At 46.4% G+C, this 16,142-nt stretch carries 15 protein-coding genes and 1 pseudogene; all 16 read right to left on the bottom strand.

Annotated features, from left to right (window positions below):
• Positions 1 to 3 precede the first annotated feature (3 nt).
• The 16 genes and pseudogenes from AC04Q6_RS02520 to ribH all read right to left on the bottom strand — a co-directional run bounded on the left by AC04Q6_RS02520 (position 4) and on the right by ribH (position 16,117).
• Positions 4 to 978 carry a 4Fe-4S dicluster domain-containing protein gene (locus tag AC04Q6_RS02520; protein ID WP_118071371.1) on the bottom strand — a complete coding sequence of 325 codons (975 nt, stop codon included), beginning with the start codon at positions 976 to 978 and terminating at the stop codon, positions 4 to 6.
• Positions 966 to 1,409 (bottom strand): hydrogenase iron-sulfur subunit, encoded by a 444-nt coding sequence (locus tag AC04Q6_RS02515; protein ID WP_015524686.1) that lies wholly within the window; start codon positions 1,407 to 1,409, stop codon positions 966 to 968. Before AC04Q6_RS02515 ends, AC04Q6_RS02520 begins: the two co-directional genes overlap by 13 nt.
• On the bottom strand, positions 1,400 to 3,388 hold the full coding sequence (locus tag AC04Q6_RS02510; RefSeq protein WP_059085575.1) for a CoB--CoM heterodisulfide reductase iron-sulfur subunit A family protein: 1,989 nt from the start codon (positions 3,386 to 3,388) through the stop codon (positions 1,400 to 1,402). Before AC04Q6_RS02510 ends, AC04Q6_RS02515 begins: the two co-directional genes overlap by 10 nt.
• A gap of 4 nt (positions 3,389 to 3,392) precedes the next feature.
• Positions 3,393 to 3,782 carry a 4Fe-4S dicluster domain-containing protein gene (locus tag AC04Q6_RS02505; protein WP_015524685.1) on the bottom strand — a complete coding sequence of 130 codons (390 nt, stop codon included), beginning with the start codon at positions 3,780 to 3,782 and terminating at the stop codon, positions 3,393 to 3,395.
• Positions 3,779 to 4,573 (bottom strand): CoB--CoM heterodisulfide reductase iron-sulfur subunit B family protein, encoded by a 795-nt coding sequence (locus AC04Q6_RS02500; protein ID WP_021978211.1) that lies wholly within the window; start codon positions 4,571 to 4,573, stop codon positions 3,779 to 3,781. The genes AC04Q6_RS02505 and AC04Q6_RS02500 overlap by 4 nt, the downstream gene beginning before the upstream one ends.
• A gap of 434 nt (positions 4,574 to 5,007) precedes the next feature.
• Positions 5,008 to 6,447 (bottom strand): L,D-transpeptidase family protein, encoded by a 1,440-nt coding sequence (locus tag AC04Q6_RS02495; RefSeq protein WP_119247936.1) that lies wholly within the window; start codon positions 6,445 to 6,447, stop codon positions 5,008 to 5,010.
• A gap of 217 nt (positions 6,448 to 6,664) precedes the next feature.
• Positions 6,665 to 7,909, bottom strand: coding sequence for a 3-isopropylmalate dehydratase large subunit (locus AC04Q6_RS02490; protein ID WP_021652999.1), 1,245 nt, complete (start codon positions 7,907 to 7,909; stop codon positions 6,665 to 6,667).
• A 19-nt stretch (positions 7,910 to 7,928) separates the two neighbouring features.
• Positions 7,929 to 8,420, bottom strand: coding sequence for a LeuD/DmdB family oxidoreductase small subunit (locus AC04Q6_RS02485; RefSeq protein ID WP_021653000.1), 492 nt, complete (start codon positions 8,418 to 8,420; stop codon positions 7,929 to 7,931).
• A gap of 44 nt (positions 8,421 to 8,464) precedes the next feature.
• A complete protein-coding gene (locus tag AC04Q6_RS02480) occupies positions 8,465 to 9,715 on the bottom strand; it encodes a 3-isopropylmalate dehydratase large subunit (protein ID WP_118071372.1) in 1,251 nt (416 codons plus the stop codon).
• A gap of 3 nt (positions 9,716 to 9,718) precedes the next feature.
• Positions 9,719 to 10,201 carry a LeuD/DmdB family oxidoreductase small subunit gene (locus tag AC04Q6_RS02475; protein ID WP_021978214.1) on the bottom strand — a complete coding sequence of 161 codons (483 nt, stop codon included), beginning with the start codon at positions 10,199 to 10,201 and terminating at the stop codon, positions 9,719 to 9,721.
• Positions 10,202 to 10,340: 139 nt separating this feature from the next.
• Positions 10,341 to 11,477 carry a flagellin lysine-N-methylase gene (gene fliB, locus AC04Q6_RS02470; RefSeq protein WP_118063591.1) on the bottom strand — a complete coding sequence of 379 codons (1,137 nt, stop codon included), beginning with the start codon at positions 11,475 to 11,477 and terminating at the stop codon, positions 10,341 to 10,343.
• 140 nt (positions 11,478 to 11,617) lie between these two features.
• A complete protein-coding gene (locus AC04Q6_RS02465) occupies positions 11,618 to 13,000 on the bottom strand; it encodes an MATE family efflux transporter (RefSeq protein ID WP_334292212.1) in 1,383 nt (460 codons plus the stop codon).
• A 126-nt stretch (positions 13,001 to 13,126) separates the two neighbouring features.
• The gene (locus AC04Q6_RS02460; RefSeq protein ID WP_476389506.1) at positions 13,127 to 13,669 is read right to left on the bottom strand and encodes a collagen-like protein; all 543 of its coding nucleotides are present in this window, start codon (positions 13,667 to 13,669) and stop codon (positions 13,127 to 13,129) included.
• Between the two features lie 122 nt (positions 13,670 to 13,791).
• Positions 13,792 to 14,873: pseudogene (locus AC04Q6_RS02455) on the bottom strand (tetratricopeptide repeat-containing glycosyltransferase family 2 protein).
• A gap of 104 nt (positions 14,874 to 14,977) precedes the next feature.
• On the bottom strand, positions 14,978 to 15,625 hold the full coding sequence (locus AC04Q6_RS02450; RefSeq protein ID WP_186292804.1) for an HAD family hydrolase: 648 nt from the start codon (positions 15,623 to 15,625) through the stop codon (positions 14,978 to 14,980).
• Between the two features lie 18 nt (positions 15,626 to 15,643).
• The gene (gene ribH / locus AC04Q6_RS02445; protein ID WP_006427673.1) at positions 15,644 to 16,117 is read right to left on the bottom strand and encodes a 6,7-dimethyl-8-ribityllumazine synthase; all 474 of its coding nucleotides are present in this window, start codon (positions 16,115 to 16,117) and stop codon (positions 15,644 to 15,646) included.
• Positions 16,118 to 16,142 lie beyond the last annotated feature (25 nt).

Below are 16,142 nucleotides of genomic sequence, written 5' to 3'. Positions count from 1 at the left end.
ACATTATCCCCTTTCTGCCACGATCCCTGGCTCTACATCCTCAAAGGTAAAGCTGGTAAGCGGACCCTTTGACTCCGCATCCTCGCCTGCCTGATACTCACCGTAAAACGCATCAATATCCTTGATAAACTTACGGTTAAACAGATGAAGGGGAATTCCCTGCGGGCAGACTCTGCTGCACTCGCCACAGTCCGTACATCTTCCGGCTACATGGAAGGCACGGATCACATGGAACATCTTTTCCTCAAAGGAATCCACATTTGCCTTCTGGGCGCTGTCGAATTTGTTGCTGTCAAAAACGCATTTGCGGCAGCTACAGGCCGGACATACATTACGACAGGCATTACAGCGGATACATTTACTCAGCTCGCTCTGCCAGAATGCAAATTTTTCTTCCGGACTCATTGCCTCGATCCGCTCAACTTCTGCGAAACGGTCAGCGTCCTTTGTCTCCTTTGACTCACCGATCAGTTCATCGTAAATTTTATGCTCTTTTCCTTTACATACATGGCAGCGTTCCAGCATGGCATCTTTGTATGCACAGGTTTTTTCTCCGTAAACAGTATCCACAGTCAATGTCTCTGCATCTCCGGTAATCTCTGCTCCGGAAATTCCCCGGATACCCTTGATCCCCATTTTGCGGATCTTTTCAATATCCAGCTTTCCTTTACAGCCAACACCTACGATATAGGCTTTCTCTCTGTCCACGCGATGCTCTTTTAAAAGCTGGTTAAAGCTGTATGTATCGCAGGGCTTCAGACAGACCATGGTTTTTCCTTCCAGCTTGGAAGCTTCGATCATATATTTGCTTAAATTGGCACCGCAGAATCCATCATAGACAAAATCCTCCAGAGATTCCGGTGTCTCAAAATAGGCCGGTTCCGGATTAAAGGCAAGATCTCCGGCTTTCCACCCAAGAACCCGGGCTACCGTGCCATCTGCAAGCAGTTCTTTTGCACGTTTTATCAGCTCCTGCATCTTATATCCTCCAATCTCACGTTTTTACCAAGTGAATGGATCTTTTCAACAAACTCATTCATAGTCTGTGAAAATTTCACGCCCTCTGCGGCAGATACCCATTCCACACGTGTTCTTCCGTTTTCCACACCAATATAATCCAGCATTGAAAACAGAAGTGTCATACGTCTTCTTGCATAATAGTTTCCGGTACTGTAATGACAGTCTCCCGGATGGCATCCGCACATGATCACACCATCGGCTCCTTTTTCAAAGGCACGGAGGATGAACATGGGATTGACACGGCAGGAACATGGAACACGGATGATCTTTACATCCGCCGGATAGCTCAAACGGCTGCTTCCTGCAAGGTCTGCTCCGGCGTAACTACACCAGTTACAGCAGAATGCCACGATCTTTGGTCTGAATTCTTCCTTTGTTTCTATCGACATATTGCATCCACCTCCGCGATAATCTGTCTGTTGGAGAAGCCCTGAAGGTCCATGGCTCCTGACGGGCAGGCTACTGTGCAGGCACCGCAGCCCTGGCAAAGTGCTGTATTGACAACCGCAACTCTTCTTGTCTCACGGATACCGTGATCGTTGACCTGTTTCTCCTCATAGGAAATCGCTCCGTAAGGACATACATTTGCACAGGTAGAGCATCCGTTACAGAGAAGCTCGTCGGATTTTGCCGTACATGGATTGGTGGTCAGCTTGTCCTTTGCAAGAAGTCCTATAGCCTTTACAGCCGCAGCTCCTGCCTGGGCAACTGTCTCCGGGATATCCTTTGGTCCCTGGCATACACCGGAAAGGAAAATTCCTGCTGTCGGTGATTCTACAGGACGAAGCTTTGCATGGGCTTCTGTAAGGAAATTGTTGGTGTCAATACTTGCAGTAAGCATGGTAGCGATCTTACGTACATCCGGATTCGGTTCAATGGCTGTTGCAAGAACTACCATATCTGCTTTCTTAAAGATCTGCTTATTATCAAGAAGATCCGAGCCCTGAACAAGAAGTGTTCCATCCGGCTGCGGGATTACTTTTCCTACCTGACCTTTGATGTAGTTTACGTTATACTGCTCAACTGCTCTTCTGTAAAACTCATCGAAGTTTTTACCAGGTGTACGGACATCAATATAAAATACCGTCACATTGGTATCCGGATATTTATCACGGATCAGCATGGCATGCTTAGCTGTGTACATACAGCAGATCTTGGAACAGTATGGCTTTCCACGGTCATCGGAGCAACGGCTTCCAACACACTGGATAAATACGATCTCCTTCGGTGCTTTTCCATCGGAGAGGCGCTCAAGATGTCCTTTTGTAGGTCCTGCAGCATTCATGATACGCTCCAGCTCCAGAGATGTGATCACATCCTTGCTCTGGCTGTATGCATATTCATCATATTTGTCAAGCTTGATGGTATCAAATCCGGTTGCCACCACGATCGCTCCGTATTTCTGTGTTACGATCTCATCCTGCTGATCGTAATCAATGGCTCCTGCCTGACATACTTTGGAGCAGACACCACATTTGCCTGTCTTAAATTTCAGGCAATGCTCTCTGTCGATCACAGGAACATTTGGAATTGCCTGTGCAAACGGAGTATAGATAGCTGACCGGTTGTTCAGCCCTCTGTTGAACTCATTGGGAATCTTTTTGGAAGGACATTTTTCCTGGCAGACTCCACAGCCTGTACATTTGTCCATGTTGACACTTCGCGCTTTTTTGCGGATATCAACAGTAAAATCTCCTACAAAACCTGCAACTTTTTCTACTTCACTGTATGTATAGATATTGATCTTTTCGTGAGCTGCAGCCTCCACCATTTTTGGAGTAAGGATACATGCGGAGCAATCCAGAGTAGGGAAGGTTTTGTCAAGCTGTGACATTCTTCCGCCGATACTTGGTGTTTTTTCCACAATATCAACTTCATAGCCTGCATCGGCAATATCAAGAGCCGTCTGGATTCCGGCGATACCGCCTCCGATGATCAGGGCTCTCTTTGTAACCTGGCTTTCTCCCGGCTGAAGAGGAGCATTTAAATTGACTTTTGCTACTGCTGCTCTTGCAAGGATCACGGCCTTCTCCGTAGCCTCCTGCATATCCTTGTGGATCCAGGAACAGTGCTCACGAATATTTGCGATCTCCACCATATATGGATTCAGGCCGGCCTTTTCCGCTGCTTTACGGAAAGTTGCCTCATGCATACGCGGAGAACAGGAACAGACAACCACTCCTGTGAGATTTTTTTCACGGATAGCTTCCTGGATCCTGGACTGTCCTGCTTCGGAACACATATACTGATAATCTTCTGCATGGACAACTCCTGGCTCTTTTGCAATGATCTCCACAACCTTTTTCACGTCTACCGTAGCGGCAATATTACTTCCGCAATGACAGACAAATACACCGATTCTCTGCACTTTCTCACCTCCTGTATCTTCTGAACGCACTTACAAGCAGCTGCTGAGGAAGCTCCGGATCAAGAAGCTCCGGAATTTCATTTGGTGAAAGATAGTCTCCGCCTTTTTCCCGAACAACCAGCTGTCTTGCCCCGTCAATGATCTTTCCGGGTTTTACGTCTCGCGGACAGCGCTCCACACAGGCAAAACAGGAAAGGCATTTCCAAAGGGATGCTGAATTTACAAGTGCTTCGATATTTTCATTGATCACGTAGGACACAAACTGATGAGGCTTGATATCCATCTCGTCAAAGGATGGGCAGGTAGCAGAGCATTTGCCACACTTCATACATTTCAGAGGATTGGTCCCGCTGATCTCCTTTATTTTTTCCGCAGCAGAATGGTTATCTCTCATTTTGCCACCTCCTCTTTGACGCCAAGGGCTTCTGCCAGAAGCTCTGTAAAATAGTAAACCGGCATTTTATTTCCGGAATTTTTATTCAGATTGTATTTGCAGAGCGGACAGGCAGTGATCAGCATATCTGCACCAAAGCCTGCTGCGCTTTCTTCAATCTTTTCACACATATTCTGTGACATTTCTTTTTCTTTCAGGGATATATATCCTCCACAACATTCATTTCTGTAAGGATAGATCACAGGCTCAGCGCCAAGGGCACGGATAAAATCCTCCATGATCCTTGGATTTTCCGGATCATCAAATGCCATGATCTTTCCAGGTCTCAGAAGCAGACATCCGTAATAGGCTCCGATCTTCTTTCCGGTAAAAGGATTTACTACTTTTTCTTTCAGTTTATCAAAACCGACTCTGTCCCGGAGAACTTCCAGATAATGGAGAACGGTTGTCTCTCCTTCATAGGGAGCTTCCAGCTGCATATAATTGTTGGCTCTGGTCCGGATATCTTCCACATTTTTCATATCATCATTGACACGCTTGATCACATGATGACAGGCTGAGCAGATCGTCACCAGATCCTGGCCTTTTTCTTTTGCCTGGTTCAGCGCACGGACGGAGGAAAGCTTTGTGGCGATCTCATCTGTGCCAAGGGGATAAACACCACCGCAGCACTGCCAGTCCTCGATCTCCTCAAGCTCAAACCCAAGGGCTGCGGCACTGGCTCTGGCATACTCATCCAGATCTTTGGCCTTTGTTCTCAGGGTGCAACCCGGATAATAACTGTACTTCATACTTTTCATTATCCTTTCTTAGTCTAAAATCTGACGGTTTAAATGCATCTTTTTTATCTAAATATTGTTTATTTTTTAACAATATATACATAAAAAAAGGAAACCTGACTAACACTTACTTGAGAATTTTTCTTAAAAGTACTCAAATAAAAGAGGTAAAACACTCTTCCTCCGCAATTAAGAAGTGTATTAGCTCGATTTCTTGAACCATCATAACACGATATTCTTATTTCTACAAGTCATTTCCGATAATTTCTTGTGTTTTTTTTAACACACTTTTGAAAATTCTTCTCATTACTGACACGGTGTTGTAATTTCCTGTGGCATAAAAAAGCTCCGGATTTCTCCGAAGCTTTTTTAATATAATCTCAGTCTATCTGACTCATCCGGCCAGATTACCCGGCTTTAGACCAGGTGACTGTTTTCTTTTTCAATCAGTAAATAATGATCGGGTATCCCGCATCAATCGTCTCATAGATCAGTGCCGCCTGATTCTTTGGCAGGTTGATACATCCGTGGCTTCCGTTGGTCTTATACCGGTTTCCCCCAAAAGAAGACTGCCAGGAAGCATCATGAAGGCCCTGTCCGTAGACAAAAGGCATCCAGTAATTGACCTTTACATCATATCCATATTCCGCGCTGGTCAGATTAAAAGGACTTGCCTTATAAGCAATGGGCCATGCACCACGGTATGTTTCCCGGCCCTTCACCGGTTTTCCGCTGACAATATCCGTTTCTGTCACAAGGTTTCCATCTTTATAAAGCCACAGATGCTGGGCATCCAGGCTGACTTCTATGTAGCTGCCTGCAAGATCGTCAGTTCCGTTTCTCTGATAACCGGTTTTGCTGTAAACGGGATCACGGGTAACTGCAGTACCACTTTTCAGATCTTCCACAAGCTGTGCGTACTCTCCGTCCTGGTCGATCCGGTATCCATACTCATTCCCCTCAATGGTCACGTCCGTTCCCGTTGAGGTATGGAAAGTACGGGGAACATAAATGGTATTGTATTTGTTGGCAAGATCGCTGATATAGGTTTTGATGGCATCTTCATCCAGAGTCAGGGTCTCACCTTCCGCTTTCAGCCAGGAACTGATGGTGTCTGCATCCAGCACAACCGTTTCACTTCCAAATGTGTATGTAACTGTAGTACTCCGGTATTTTTTCAGCTGACTGTTCAGACTTGTAACTTTATTTTCCATATCTTCTGTTGCTGTCACTGCCGGGCTGATATATACATGTTTGTTCAACGGGATTGTGATTGTATCTCCAAGAAGAGCTGTATCAAATGCCGCATTCAGATTTGTGTCCACGGTGGTCTCCAGTTTATCCGGATCAATCTCCGTGCCCTGTACCTGTTTCACAAGGATGAATTCTTTTTTCTCCTCATTGTACTGAATGGATGCATCGGTGGAAGATTTTCTTTCTTCCGTTCCGAAATTGGAAAGATCCAGAGCCTGTTTTTCCTGCTCCTCATCTTCCTCGATCTGGCATTCCAGATTTACGTTTTCTTCCTTTGGAAAAATCTTCCGGTTCTCTTCTCTCTGTTTCTGAAGGTCTGTAAGCTTATTCAGAAGATCTTCCTCATTGAGGCTGTACCCCAGATCTTTGAGCGTCATGCTGTAAACCTCCTTGTCATTTTCCTGAAAAGATACCGGCCGGTTTTCAAATTCCGCAGCAATTTTTTCTTCTGCCTGCTTTGCGTCCAGCCTGGAAACCTCCACTCCCCACACGGAAATTTTCCGGCCCAGTGTGTTGTGATCTGCCATGTATGTGTAGCCAAATAACCCGGCCACAGCCAGGATTGCTGCGGCAATACAGATCCCAAGTATGATCTTCAGTGTCTTTTTACTGATGGTTGATTTTTTCTCCATACCCTTATCCCTCGAGTCTTATGTATTATATGTTATGTTGTCACATTGGCTGTTATTATAATACAACGAATCCCCCTCTTCTGTAAAAATGATTTATCCAGGATCCGCCTGAACCGGTAAAAAAAGACAGACTGCCACTCCTCGCGAAAATCTGTCCTTTCATACGTTTCTTTTTTATGTTTCTGTCAGCAGTATTTCCGAACGGATCTTCTGCTGCTTATTCCGGCATTACGATCTTACCTGCGATCGCACAGGCTGCTGCAGTTTTCGGAGATGCCAGATAGATCTGAACCTTGGAAGTTCCCATACGTCCCAGGAAATTACGGTTGTTGGTTGCCACAACCTTCTCCCCGTCTGTCAGGATTCCGCCGGTTCTTCCACAGCAAAGTCCGCATCCCGGATGTGTGATGATGGCACCTGCCTCAGCAAGCGTATCCAGAATACCAAGTTCAATGGCCTGACGGTAGATCTTGCGGCTTGCAGGAGTTACGATCAGTTTTACAAAGTCTGCAACTTTTTTGCCCTTCAGGACTTCTGCTGCTGCCATCAGATCTTCCAGACGTCCGTTTGTACAGGAACCGATAAATACCTGATCGATGGTCTCACCCTGAAGCTCGCTGACATCACGGATCTTGTCCACCTGTGACGGACAAGCCATAACCGGTACAAAATCCTCTGCCTTATAAGTCATGGTCTTCATATAAACGGCATCCTCATCGCCTACAAGACTCTTCTGGAACTCATCAAGCTCTGTCTCACAGTAAGCGGCAGTCTTCTCATCCGGTGTGAAAAGTGCACATTTTGCACCTGCCTCGATCGCCATGTTTGCCATGGTCATACGACTTGCCACAGACATGTTCTCAATGGTGCTTCCGGAAAATTCCAGTGCACGATAAGTTGCACCATCTGCACGAAGGTCGCCAATCAGGCGGAGGATGATATCCTTGGACATCACATTCTCCGGAAGTTCTCCGTCGATCACAACTTTAATGGTTTCCGGAACTTTGATCCACATGGTTCCTGTTCCCAGGATGCTGGCCATCTCTGTATATCCGATACCGGAAGAAAATGCACCGACACATCCGTAAGTGGTAGTGTGGCTATCTGTACCAAATACGATATTGCCAGGTTTTACGTAACCGGCCTCTGTCATCAACTGGTGGCAGATACCGTCACTTCTGTGCACGTTTTTCATACCATATTTGGCTGCAAAAGCATCTCCCACATGGAAATGTCTGGTGTCGTCCTGCTGGCTTGCAGGTACAAGATGGTCATAGATCAGAACAACTTTGTCCGGATCCCATAGTTTCTGAAAGCCCATCTCCTCGAATTTGTCCGCTACAAACGGAATAAAGATATCATGGATCATCACTCTGTCAACATTGACCGTCACGATATCGCCAGGCTTTACTGCTTTGCCTGTGTTATGTCTGATAATTTTCTCAATGATCGTCTCACCCATTATTTCTCTCCTTTCCGTCTTAGTCCAGACCGTTCAGTTTGCGCATGGCTTTTACAAGTCCGCCAGCCTGAATAATATCCATCAGATTCTCCGGAAGAGAAGCAATCGGGTACTGTTTTCCGTTATGGTCTACATGCTCGTTCATCACAACTGTAACTTCATCTCCCTCTTTCACATTGTCGTGAAGATCCGGCTGTTCGATAAGAAGAAGGCCGTTGTTGATGGAGTTGCGGAAAAAGATCCGGGCAAAAGATTTCGCAATAACACACTGTACGCCCAGTGCTTTAATGATCTCCGGTGCCTGCTCTCTGGAGGAACCGCAGCCGAAGTTCTTTCCTGCTACAATAATGTCACCTTTCTGGATCTGTCCTGCCAGCTCCGGGCGAAGGGGACTGAATCCGTACTGTTTCATATCGTCAATGGTTTTCAGCGCCAGATACTCGGTCGGAATGATGATATCGGTGTCAATATCATCGCCCAGTACCCACACTTTTCCTGTAAATGCTTCCATATGTATATTCTCCTGTTTATTCCTGAATATCTTTTCTGAGGTTTTTATACTCTGTCTGCAGTTGCGATCTCACCTGCAATGGCAGATGCGGTAACCGTTGCCGCAGATCCCAGATAAACCTTGGAGCTCGGATGTCCGGCACGTCCCTTGAAGTTACGTGTTCCGGTGCTGATAAGAACCTCGTTCTCACCGATCACACCCTGGCAGCTTCCCCAGCATACACTGCAGTTCGGGTTCATCACAATAGCGCCTGCTTCCATGAAGATATCGATCAGGCCTTCTTTTAATGCCTGGCGGTAGATGGTCTGGCTTGCAGGAACGACCAGGAAACGAACGCCTTCTGCAACTTTTTTACCCTTGATCACCTCTGCGCCTACACGGAGGTCTTCAATACGGCCGTTGTTACAGGAGCCAAGAAATGCCTCGTTGATCTTGATGCCGCAGGTTTCCTCAGCCGGAACTACATTGTCAACGAAGTCCGGTTTCGCTACAACCGGGCGTACTTTGGAAAGATCGAAGGTGTACTCTCTTGCGTAAACAGCATCCGGATCGCTGTGATATACAGCTTTTGGTTCACGGCCATGCTCTTTCAGATATTCCAGAGCCTTGTCATCTGCCTCAAAGATTCCGGTCTTCGCACCGGCCTCAACAGCCATGTTGCAGAGAGCCATACGGTCGCTGATGCTTAATGTTTTGGCGCCTTCGCCGGTAAACTCCATTGCCTGATAATTACATCCGTTTGCTCCGATCTCTCCGATAATGGTAAGGATCAGATCTCTTGCATAAACACCCTCAGGAAGTTTCCCTGTCAGGTTGAATTTCACAGTTTCCGGTACCATAACCCAGGAAGTTCCGGTTACCATTCCATAAAGAAAGTCTGTACATCCTACACCGGTACCGAAAGCGCCAAGTGCTCCATAAGAACAGGTATGGCTGTCTGCACCAAAGATCAGCTGTCCCGGACGGACATAATTCTCGATCATGATCTGATGACACACGCCTTTTCCTTCCCAGAAATCAATGTTGTTCTCTCTTGCAAAATCTCTCATTTTTTTCTGGGACGCTGCTGTTTTCGGGCTGTCAGACGGTACGTTGTGGTCTACGATAAATACCAGTTTCTTTGTGTCTGCGATATGTGGATTTTTTAATTTGTTGTTGTACATGTCAACAGTCAGATGTGTGGTTCCGTCATTGCTCATCAGATGATCCAGCTGAACTGTATAGATATCTCCAGGTTTTACGCTGTCCACACCGGCTGCTGCCGCGATGATTTTTTCTGCGATCGTCATTCCCATCTCTTATTCCTCCTCACGGTTCAGAGAAGCGATAAGTCCTCCCTGATTCAGTATATTCTGCATGTATTCCGGCAGTTTTGTGCAGGAATAAGTCTTTCCGTTGGCAACCGCTGTTCCCTCGGACATATGAAGCTCCATGGTATCTCCGGTCTTCACATCATCCGGGAGGTCCTTACAGACAATTGCCGGAAGTCCGATATTGATGGCATTGCGGAAGAAAATACGGGCAAAAGATTTCGCAATGACTGCCTTTACTCCAAGTGCCTTAAGAACGCCCGGTGCCTGTTCTCTGGAAGATCCGCATCCGAAGTTCTCTCCTCCCACTACAAAATCTCCCGGTTTCACCTTCTTGGAAAAATCCGGATCCAGTGACTCAAATGTGTGACTCTTCATCTCATCCAGATTCGGCAGAAGCAGGTACTGGGATGCAATGATCTGATCGGTATCGAGGTCATTATGAAATTTAAAAATTGTTCCCTTATCCATAAAACAAGTTCCTTTCTGATTGTTATCCATTTCCGGGTTAACATTCCTCTGTTACCCTTTTCGTCCTATATTCTAACACAAAACGTCATATAATTAAAATGTATATTTTTAATACTTAATATAACTTCAAGTTATAAAGTCATTTTCCTGTGATCAGCGCAAAATATCCCCACTCCCACAGAAGTTCTTCAAAACTGTTCTCAAGATATTCCCGGATATCTTCTTCCTCATATCCGGTCATTCTGGAGATCACCACCATATAATCCCGGAGTGTTTCGTAGGGAAGTGCTCCCCGTCCCTCTTTCTGCCACCGGAGAAAAACAGCCTGGCGAATGGTGGCATATTCCATACCGATCCACTGCATATGAACCAGGGCATCTTCCAGATCTCCTTCTGATGTCAGAAGATCCGAATATACTTCGTTGGTAAGAAAGCTTCGGAGAAGATTTTCATATGCACGAAGTTCCCGGTAAAAATCCTCCCAGGCTTCCGTCATTTCCTCTTCCTCATACTCTTCCGATAATTCCTCCGCCAACTCCGTCACCGGCTCCAGATACTTCCGGTAAAGTCCTTCTTTCCAGTAATTTACAGCCAGATCCTGCAAAAGTTCATTGCATTCGTCCATAGTATCCAGAACAGGCAGGTCTATCTCGCTGATAGCTCTTTCCAGCTGGTGAATTGTCTTCTCTGAAAAATAATCTTCCACAAGCTCTGTGGTAAGCGGCGTGTTCCGGTGAAGTTCCTTCAGAACATAAAAACTTTCAAGAAGGGTTTCCTCCGGTGTTTTTTCAGGATCCATTATAAGATCCATAACCTTCCGGCGCACAAGAAAAAGCGGCTGTTCCTTTTCTTTTGGAGTTTCCGGAAAAGCGATTCTTTTCTTCTCCTTCCAGATGTCCAGGACAGCCGGGCAACAGGGCATCATGGTCGCTTCCTTATGATCCTGAAATTCATGGATCTCCCTTGGAAAAATCTGGCAGGTCTCTGAAAGCATCGAATCCCCATAAGCACTTACCAGATAGCACAGTCTGTTCTTTGCCAGGAAAGGACAGTCGTGCTCTTCCGTCATCTTCATGATCCGGCTGCCGTCCTTTTTCATGGTATAGGCCTGCAGGCAGCTTCTGTGTCCGGGCACCTCTGACGGCGGCTGGATGGTTTTCCAGTTTCTGTAGGTTTCATCATCTATGTTGATCTTCCATTCCCTGCAGCAGCTGATGGTGCATTTGTCTGCAATACAGGTAAATTCGTCGTAATAATCAGGTTTTAATAATTCCATGTTTCCTCCATATTCTTTATTTTTCAGCTCCAATGTCTCCTGTTTGCAAAATGGACATGAGCTGACATGTTTTATTTTTCCCCATAAACACAGAAAAGCGGAATTCTATCCGCTTTCTCTGATATTCTGTGTATTCGTTTTTATTCTGCATTCTCTCCCAAAAGTTGTCTGTGCACCTTCCGCCTTACAAACCAGAAACAGGTCACCTGCATGATGATCGTAATGATCCAGGATGCCGGATAGGAAATAAACAGTACTTTCAATGATCTGTGAACCGGGAAGATTCCGAAGATCCACACAATTCGAAGGCCGACCGTTCCGATAATAGACAGGATCATCGGCACACCGGAGCGTCCCATTCCACGCAGTGCTCCCGGAAACAGATCCATCTGTCCGCAGAGGAAATAAGTAACTGTGGTATAGGCAAGGATCTCCATTCCGCACTGGATAACCTCCGGATCTTCCGTATAGATTTTCAGAAGCTGCGGGCCAAAGAAATATGCTCCACATCCCATGGCAAAGGACACCACAAAGGACAGGATCAGACAATCCACCAGCACCCGGTCCATACGTTTCGGTTTCCGAACACCGTAATTCTGGCTGGTAAAACTCATACATGCCTGGGTAACCGAATTCACGGACACATACAGAAATCCAAAAATATTATTGGCTGCTGTATATCCTGCCATAGCAATGGAACCAAAGGAGTTTACAGAAGACTGAAGAAGTACATTGGAAAAATTGATCACTGTACTCTGAATCCCGGCAGGCAGTCCCACCTGGAAAATCTGCTTCAGGTACTCTCCCTTTATGGACAGTTTTGAAAAACGCAGCTGATAGCTTCCCTCTGTCTGATACAGACACCGAAGGACAAGAATGCAGGAGATCAGCTGAGAGATCACCGTTCCGATTCCCACACCGGCCACGCTTAAATGACACACGATCACGAAAAACAGATTCAAAAGCGCATTGGCACAGCCGGAAATGATCAGAAAGACCAGCGGCCGCTTGGTATCTCCCACAGCACGCAGGATCGCCGCACCATAGTTATACAGCATAAAAAACGGCATTCCCAGGAAATAAATACGCATATAAAGAGTAGAAAGATCGATCACATCGTCCGGTGTATCCATCAGTTCCAGGCAGATCCTGGCAAAGAGCACTCCCAGAAATGCCATGATGACCCCGCTGACCAGAGCCAGTAAGATCGATGTATGTACTGTTTCTGACATTTCTTCATCCTTACCGGCAGCATAAAATCTGGCTGCCAGCACATTGGCACCAAGAGAGATCCCGATAAAAAGGTTGGTAAACACATTGATCAGTGCGGTAGTGGAGCCTACTGCCGCCAGTGCCTCACTTCCGCTGAAACGTCCCACTACCACGATATCCACTGCATTGAACATCAGCTGCAGGATACCGGACAGCATCAGCGGCAGTGAAAACGAGATCAGCTTGTCCATGATCGACCCATTGCACATATCGATCTCATACTTGTTTTTTTTCACGATTTCATCCCCCATAATCATACTTACATAAAAATATTATAGCACCTTTCGTCGAAAAGCTACAATGAAATATTTTCATGGAGAATATGCAGCGGCTGCATAAAATACGCAGCCGCACAGTAACGTGTGTTTATCATTTCACTATCTTTCCAGGAGTCCTGCATCACGAAGGTTTGCAAGAAGTGCATTAAAATCCTCCACAATATCATCTACGCTTGTTGCATTTCCCACAGCAGCTGCCGGAGTTACTGTTCCGGCAGGACCGGTGGCTCCCGCTGCTCCTGCTGGACCAGTGGCTCCTGTTGGGCCGATTGCTCCCGCTGGGCCAGTGGCTCCGATTGCACCAGCCGGACCTGTTGCTCCCACCGGACCGGTGGCTCCCGCCGGACCCGTTGCTCCTGTTGCTCCCGTCGGACCTGTTGCTCCTGCCGGACCCGTGGCTCCCGTATATCCCTGTATTCCCGGTTCCCCCTGCGGCCCCTGCGGGCCCATAGGGCCAGGGACTCCCGGACAGCCTCTGGGGCCGGTTGGTCCTGTAGGTCCCACAGGGCCTGGGCAGCCTCTTGTTCCACATCTGTCACATCCACAGGAACTATGATTTCCATAACAGGACATACAGGACAAATCCTCATGACTGTCCTGCTGCATTTCCATTTCCTTACGTTTTCGATGCCTGAACAGCATTCTTCGATCACCTCATAGGAAAATAACTTTCCCTACAGTATATGACAACAGCTTTTACCTGTGCATAGGATCCCCGCAAGCCTGTACCCTGCCAGGAAAATATAATAAATATGTCTTTCTTTTTATGCCAGACCATATTTTTCCCGGAAATATTTCTGGTCATACAATACTCCCGAATCTTCCGGCTTCAGCTCCATTGCTTTCTTATGAAAAAAGAATGCCTGCTCCGGACATCCCATTTTATCATAACAAACGCAAAGCTGCATATATGGCACAAACCCATGATACTCAGCCATAAAAAATCCACCCTTTTTCTTATCTGAAGGCACAGTAAGCGCCTGCCCGTACCAGTAGGCAGCCTGTCTGGGCAGCTCTCTTTCCAGAAAGATCTTACCGACCTCACAGCAGATTTCCGCCCTCGGCACATCCATAGTCAGACTGTACAAAAAAGCTTCCAGTGCGGACTTTTTCTCTCCCATTTTCCGGTAGCACTGTCCAAGTACAAAACAGGCATCGATCTTATTTTCCAGCCATCCGGACGGATTTTTCAGGAACTCCACCAACACAGCCTCTGCCTCCGGATATCGCTGATGATAATACAGTTCTCTCCCATAATAAAGCTGATGTCTGGGTTCCAGCTTTTCTCCTCCTGCCAGCATTTTTTCATAAATGCGGAGATTACGGTCCGGATCACCTTTTCCACATTTCCGGTGCCGGATCACCACATCTGAATAGATGATGTTTCCCTCCGGAATCACAGTTTCATGAACTGCCCCATTCCATCTGAAATTTCTGGATGTTTTCATTATCCGCTCCCGAAAATAAGAAAATGTTGTTCTCCCGCTCTGGTCAAACCCTGCCGCATATCTCCATCATTACAACATCTGTTCCGGGATCCAGAGCTTCTTTAAGACTCTTCAGTTTTTCCAGATTTTCTTCAATTCAGGACATCATCCGCATCCATCCACATCCAGTAATCGGTGCGGACTTTTTCCAGAAGAAAATTACGCGGAGCAGAAAAATCGTCACACCAGGGAAAATCATACACCAGCGACGTATACTGCTCCGCAATCTCTTTTGTTCTGTCTGAAGAACCGGTATCTGCGATCAGGATCGCATCCATTACCTGAGAAACCGGCTTCAAGATTCTCTCAAGAACTGCTTCTTCATTTTTTACGATCATACAGAGACTGAGGGAAATCATATTTCAGGATCCTTCGGATTTTTATAATATTTATGCCATTCCCATCAGTCCTATACCTTCTGTCAGTGTACAGCTTCTGCTTTCGGATAAAGCTGAGCTCATCCTCATATCACCAACTGTGGTATATCCTCTATATGTTCTGCAAGATGATCTGCCCCGTTCAGCTCCCCTCTCTCACCATATCCATACAGGCATCCTATAAATGGGCTTTTGCAGGCTCTGGCACATTCCAGATCCTGCCTCCTGTCTCCGACCACCAGATAAGGACCTGTATATTCCCGAATGATTTCCTGCACAATCTCTGTCTTTGGACGGAATCCATACGATTCGCAGTCATAAAAATGATCGAACCATCGTTCCATCCCAAATTCCTTCCAGTGCGCCTCACGATAGGAAGCTTTACAGTTGCTTAAGATCACAAGATGATATCCCCGGTTCTTCAAGGCTGTAAGCATCTCCTCTGCTCCCGGATACCACACTGCCTTATGCTTCCTGATCTGTCTGACCATCAGTTCTCCTACCATCCTGCTCGCCTGCTCTTTATAACTCTGATCCAGCTCCGGCAAAAATGTATTCCACATCTCCTTACTGTTAAATCCCAGCCAGCCGGCAATTTCCGCCGAGCCTATCTCCCGTTCTTCTGCAGCCTTCTGTTCTGTCAGCCACTGATAGGTTTCACGAAATGCCGGTTCATAGATTCCAAGGGTATGATGGATCGTTCCATCATAATCAAATATGATCGTTTTTGTCATCATTTATTTCCCTATCTATTAGAGCTGCTTCATCAGATTGACCATCTCGATCGCAGATAATGCACAGTCATAGCCTTTATTTCCCGCTTTGCTTCCTGCACGCGCAATAGCCTGCTCGATATTCTCAGTCGTGATCACTCCGAATAAGACCGGGATCCCTGTTGCAAGTTCGACCTGTGCGATCCCCTTGGCAGATTCATTGCACACCAAATCATAATGTGAAGTATCTCCACGGATGACAGCTCCCACGCAGATAACTGCATCATATTTTCCTGACTGTGCCATTTTCTGTGCTGTAAGCGGGATCTCAAATGCTCCCGGCACCCATGCTGCAGTAATATTCTCTTCTTCTACTCCATGTCTTACCAGTCCGTCGACTGCCCCTCCCAATAATTTATTCACAATGATCTCATTGAATCTCGCTGCCACGATACCAACCTTCATTCCCTCCGGTGCTACTACTTTTCCTTCTACTAAATTGATCTGTCTCATTTTTTCTTCCTCCTGCTATTTGCTG

Source organism: Blautia sp. HA9023, from assembly GCF_056504095.1.
The sequence above is the reverse complement of the archived record's forward strand: the minus strand, read 5'-3'. Positions and strand labels throughout refer to the sequence as shown.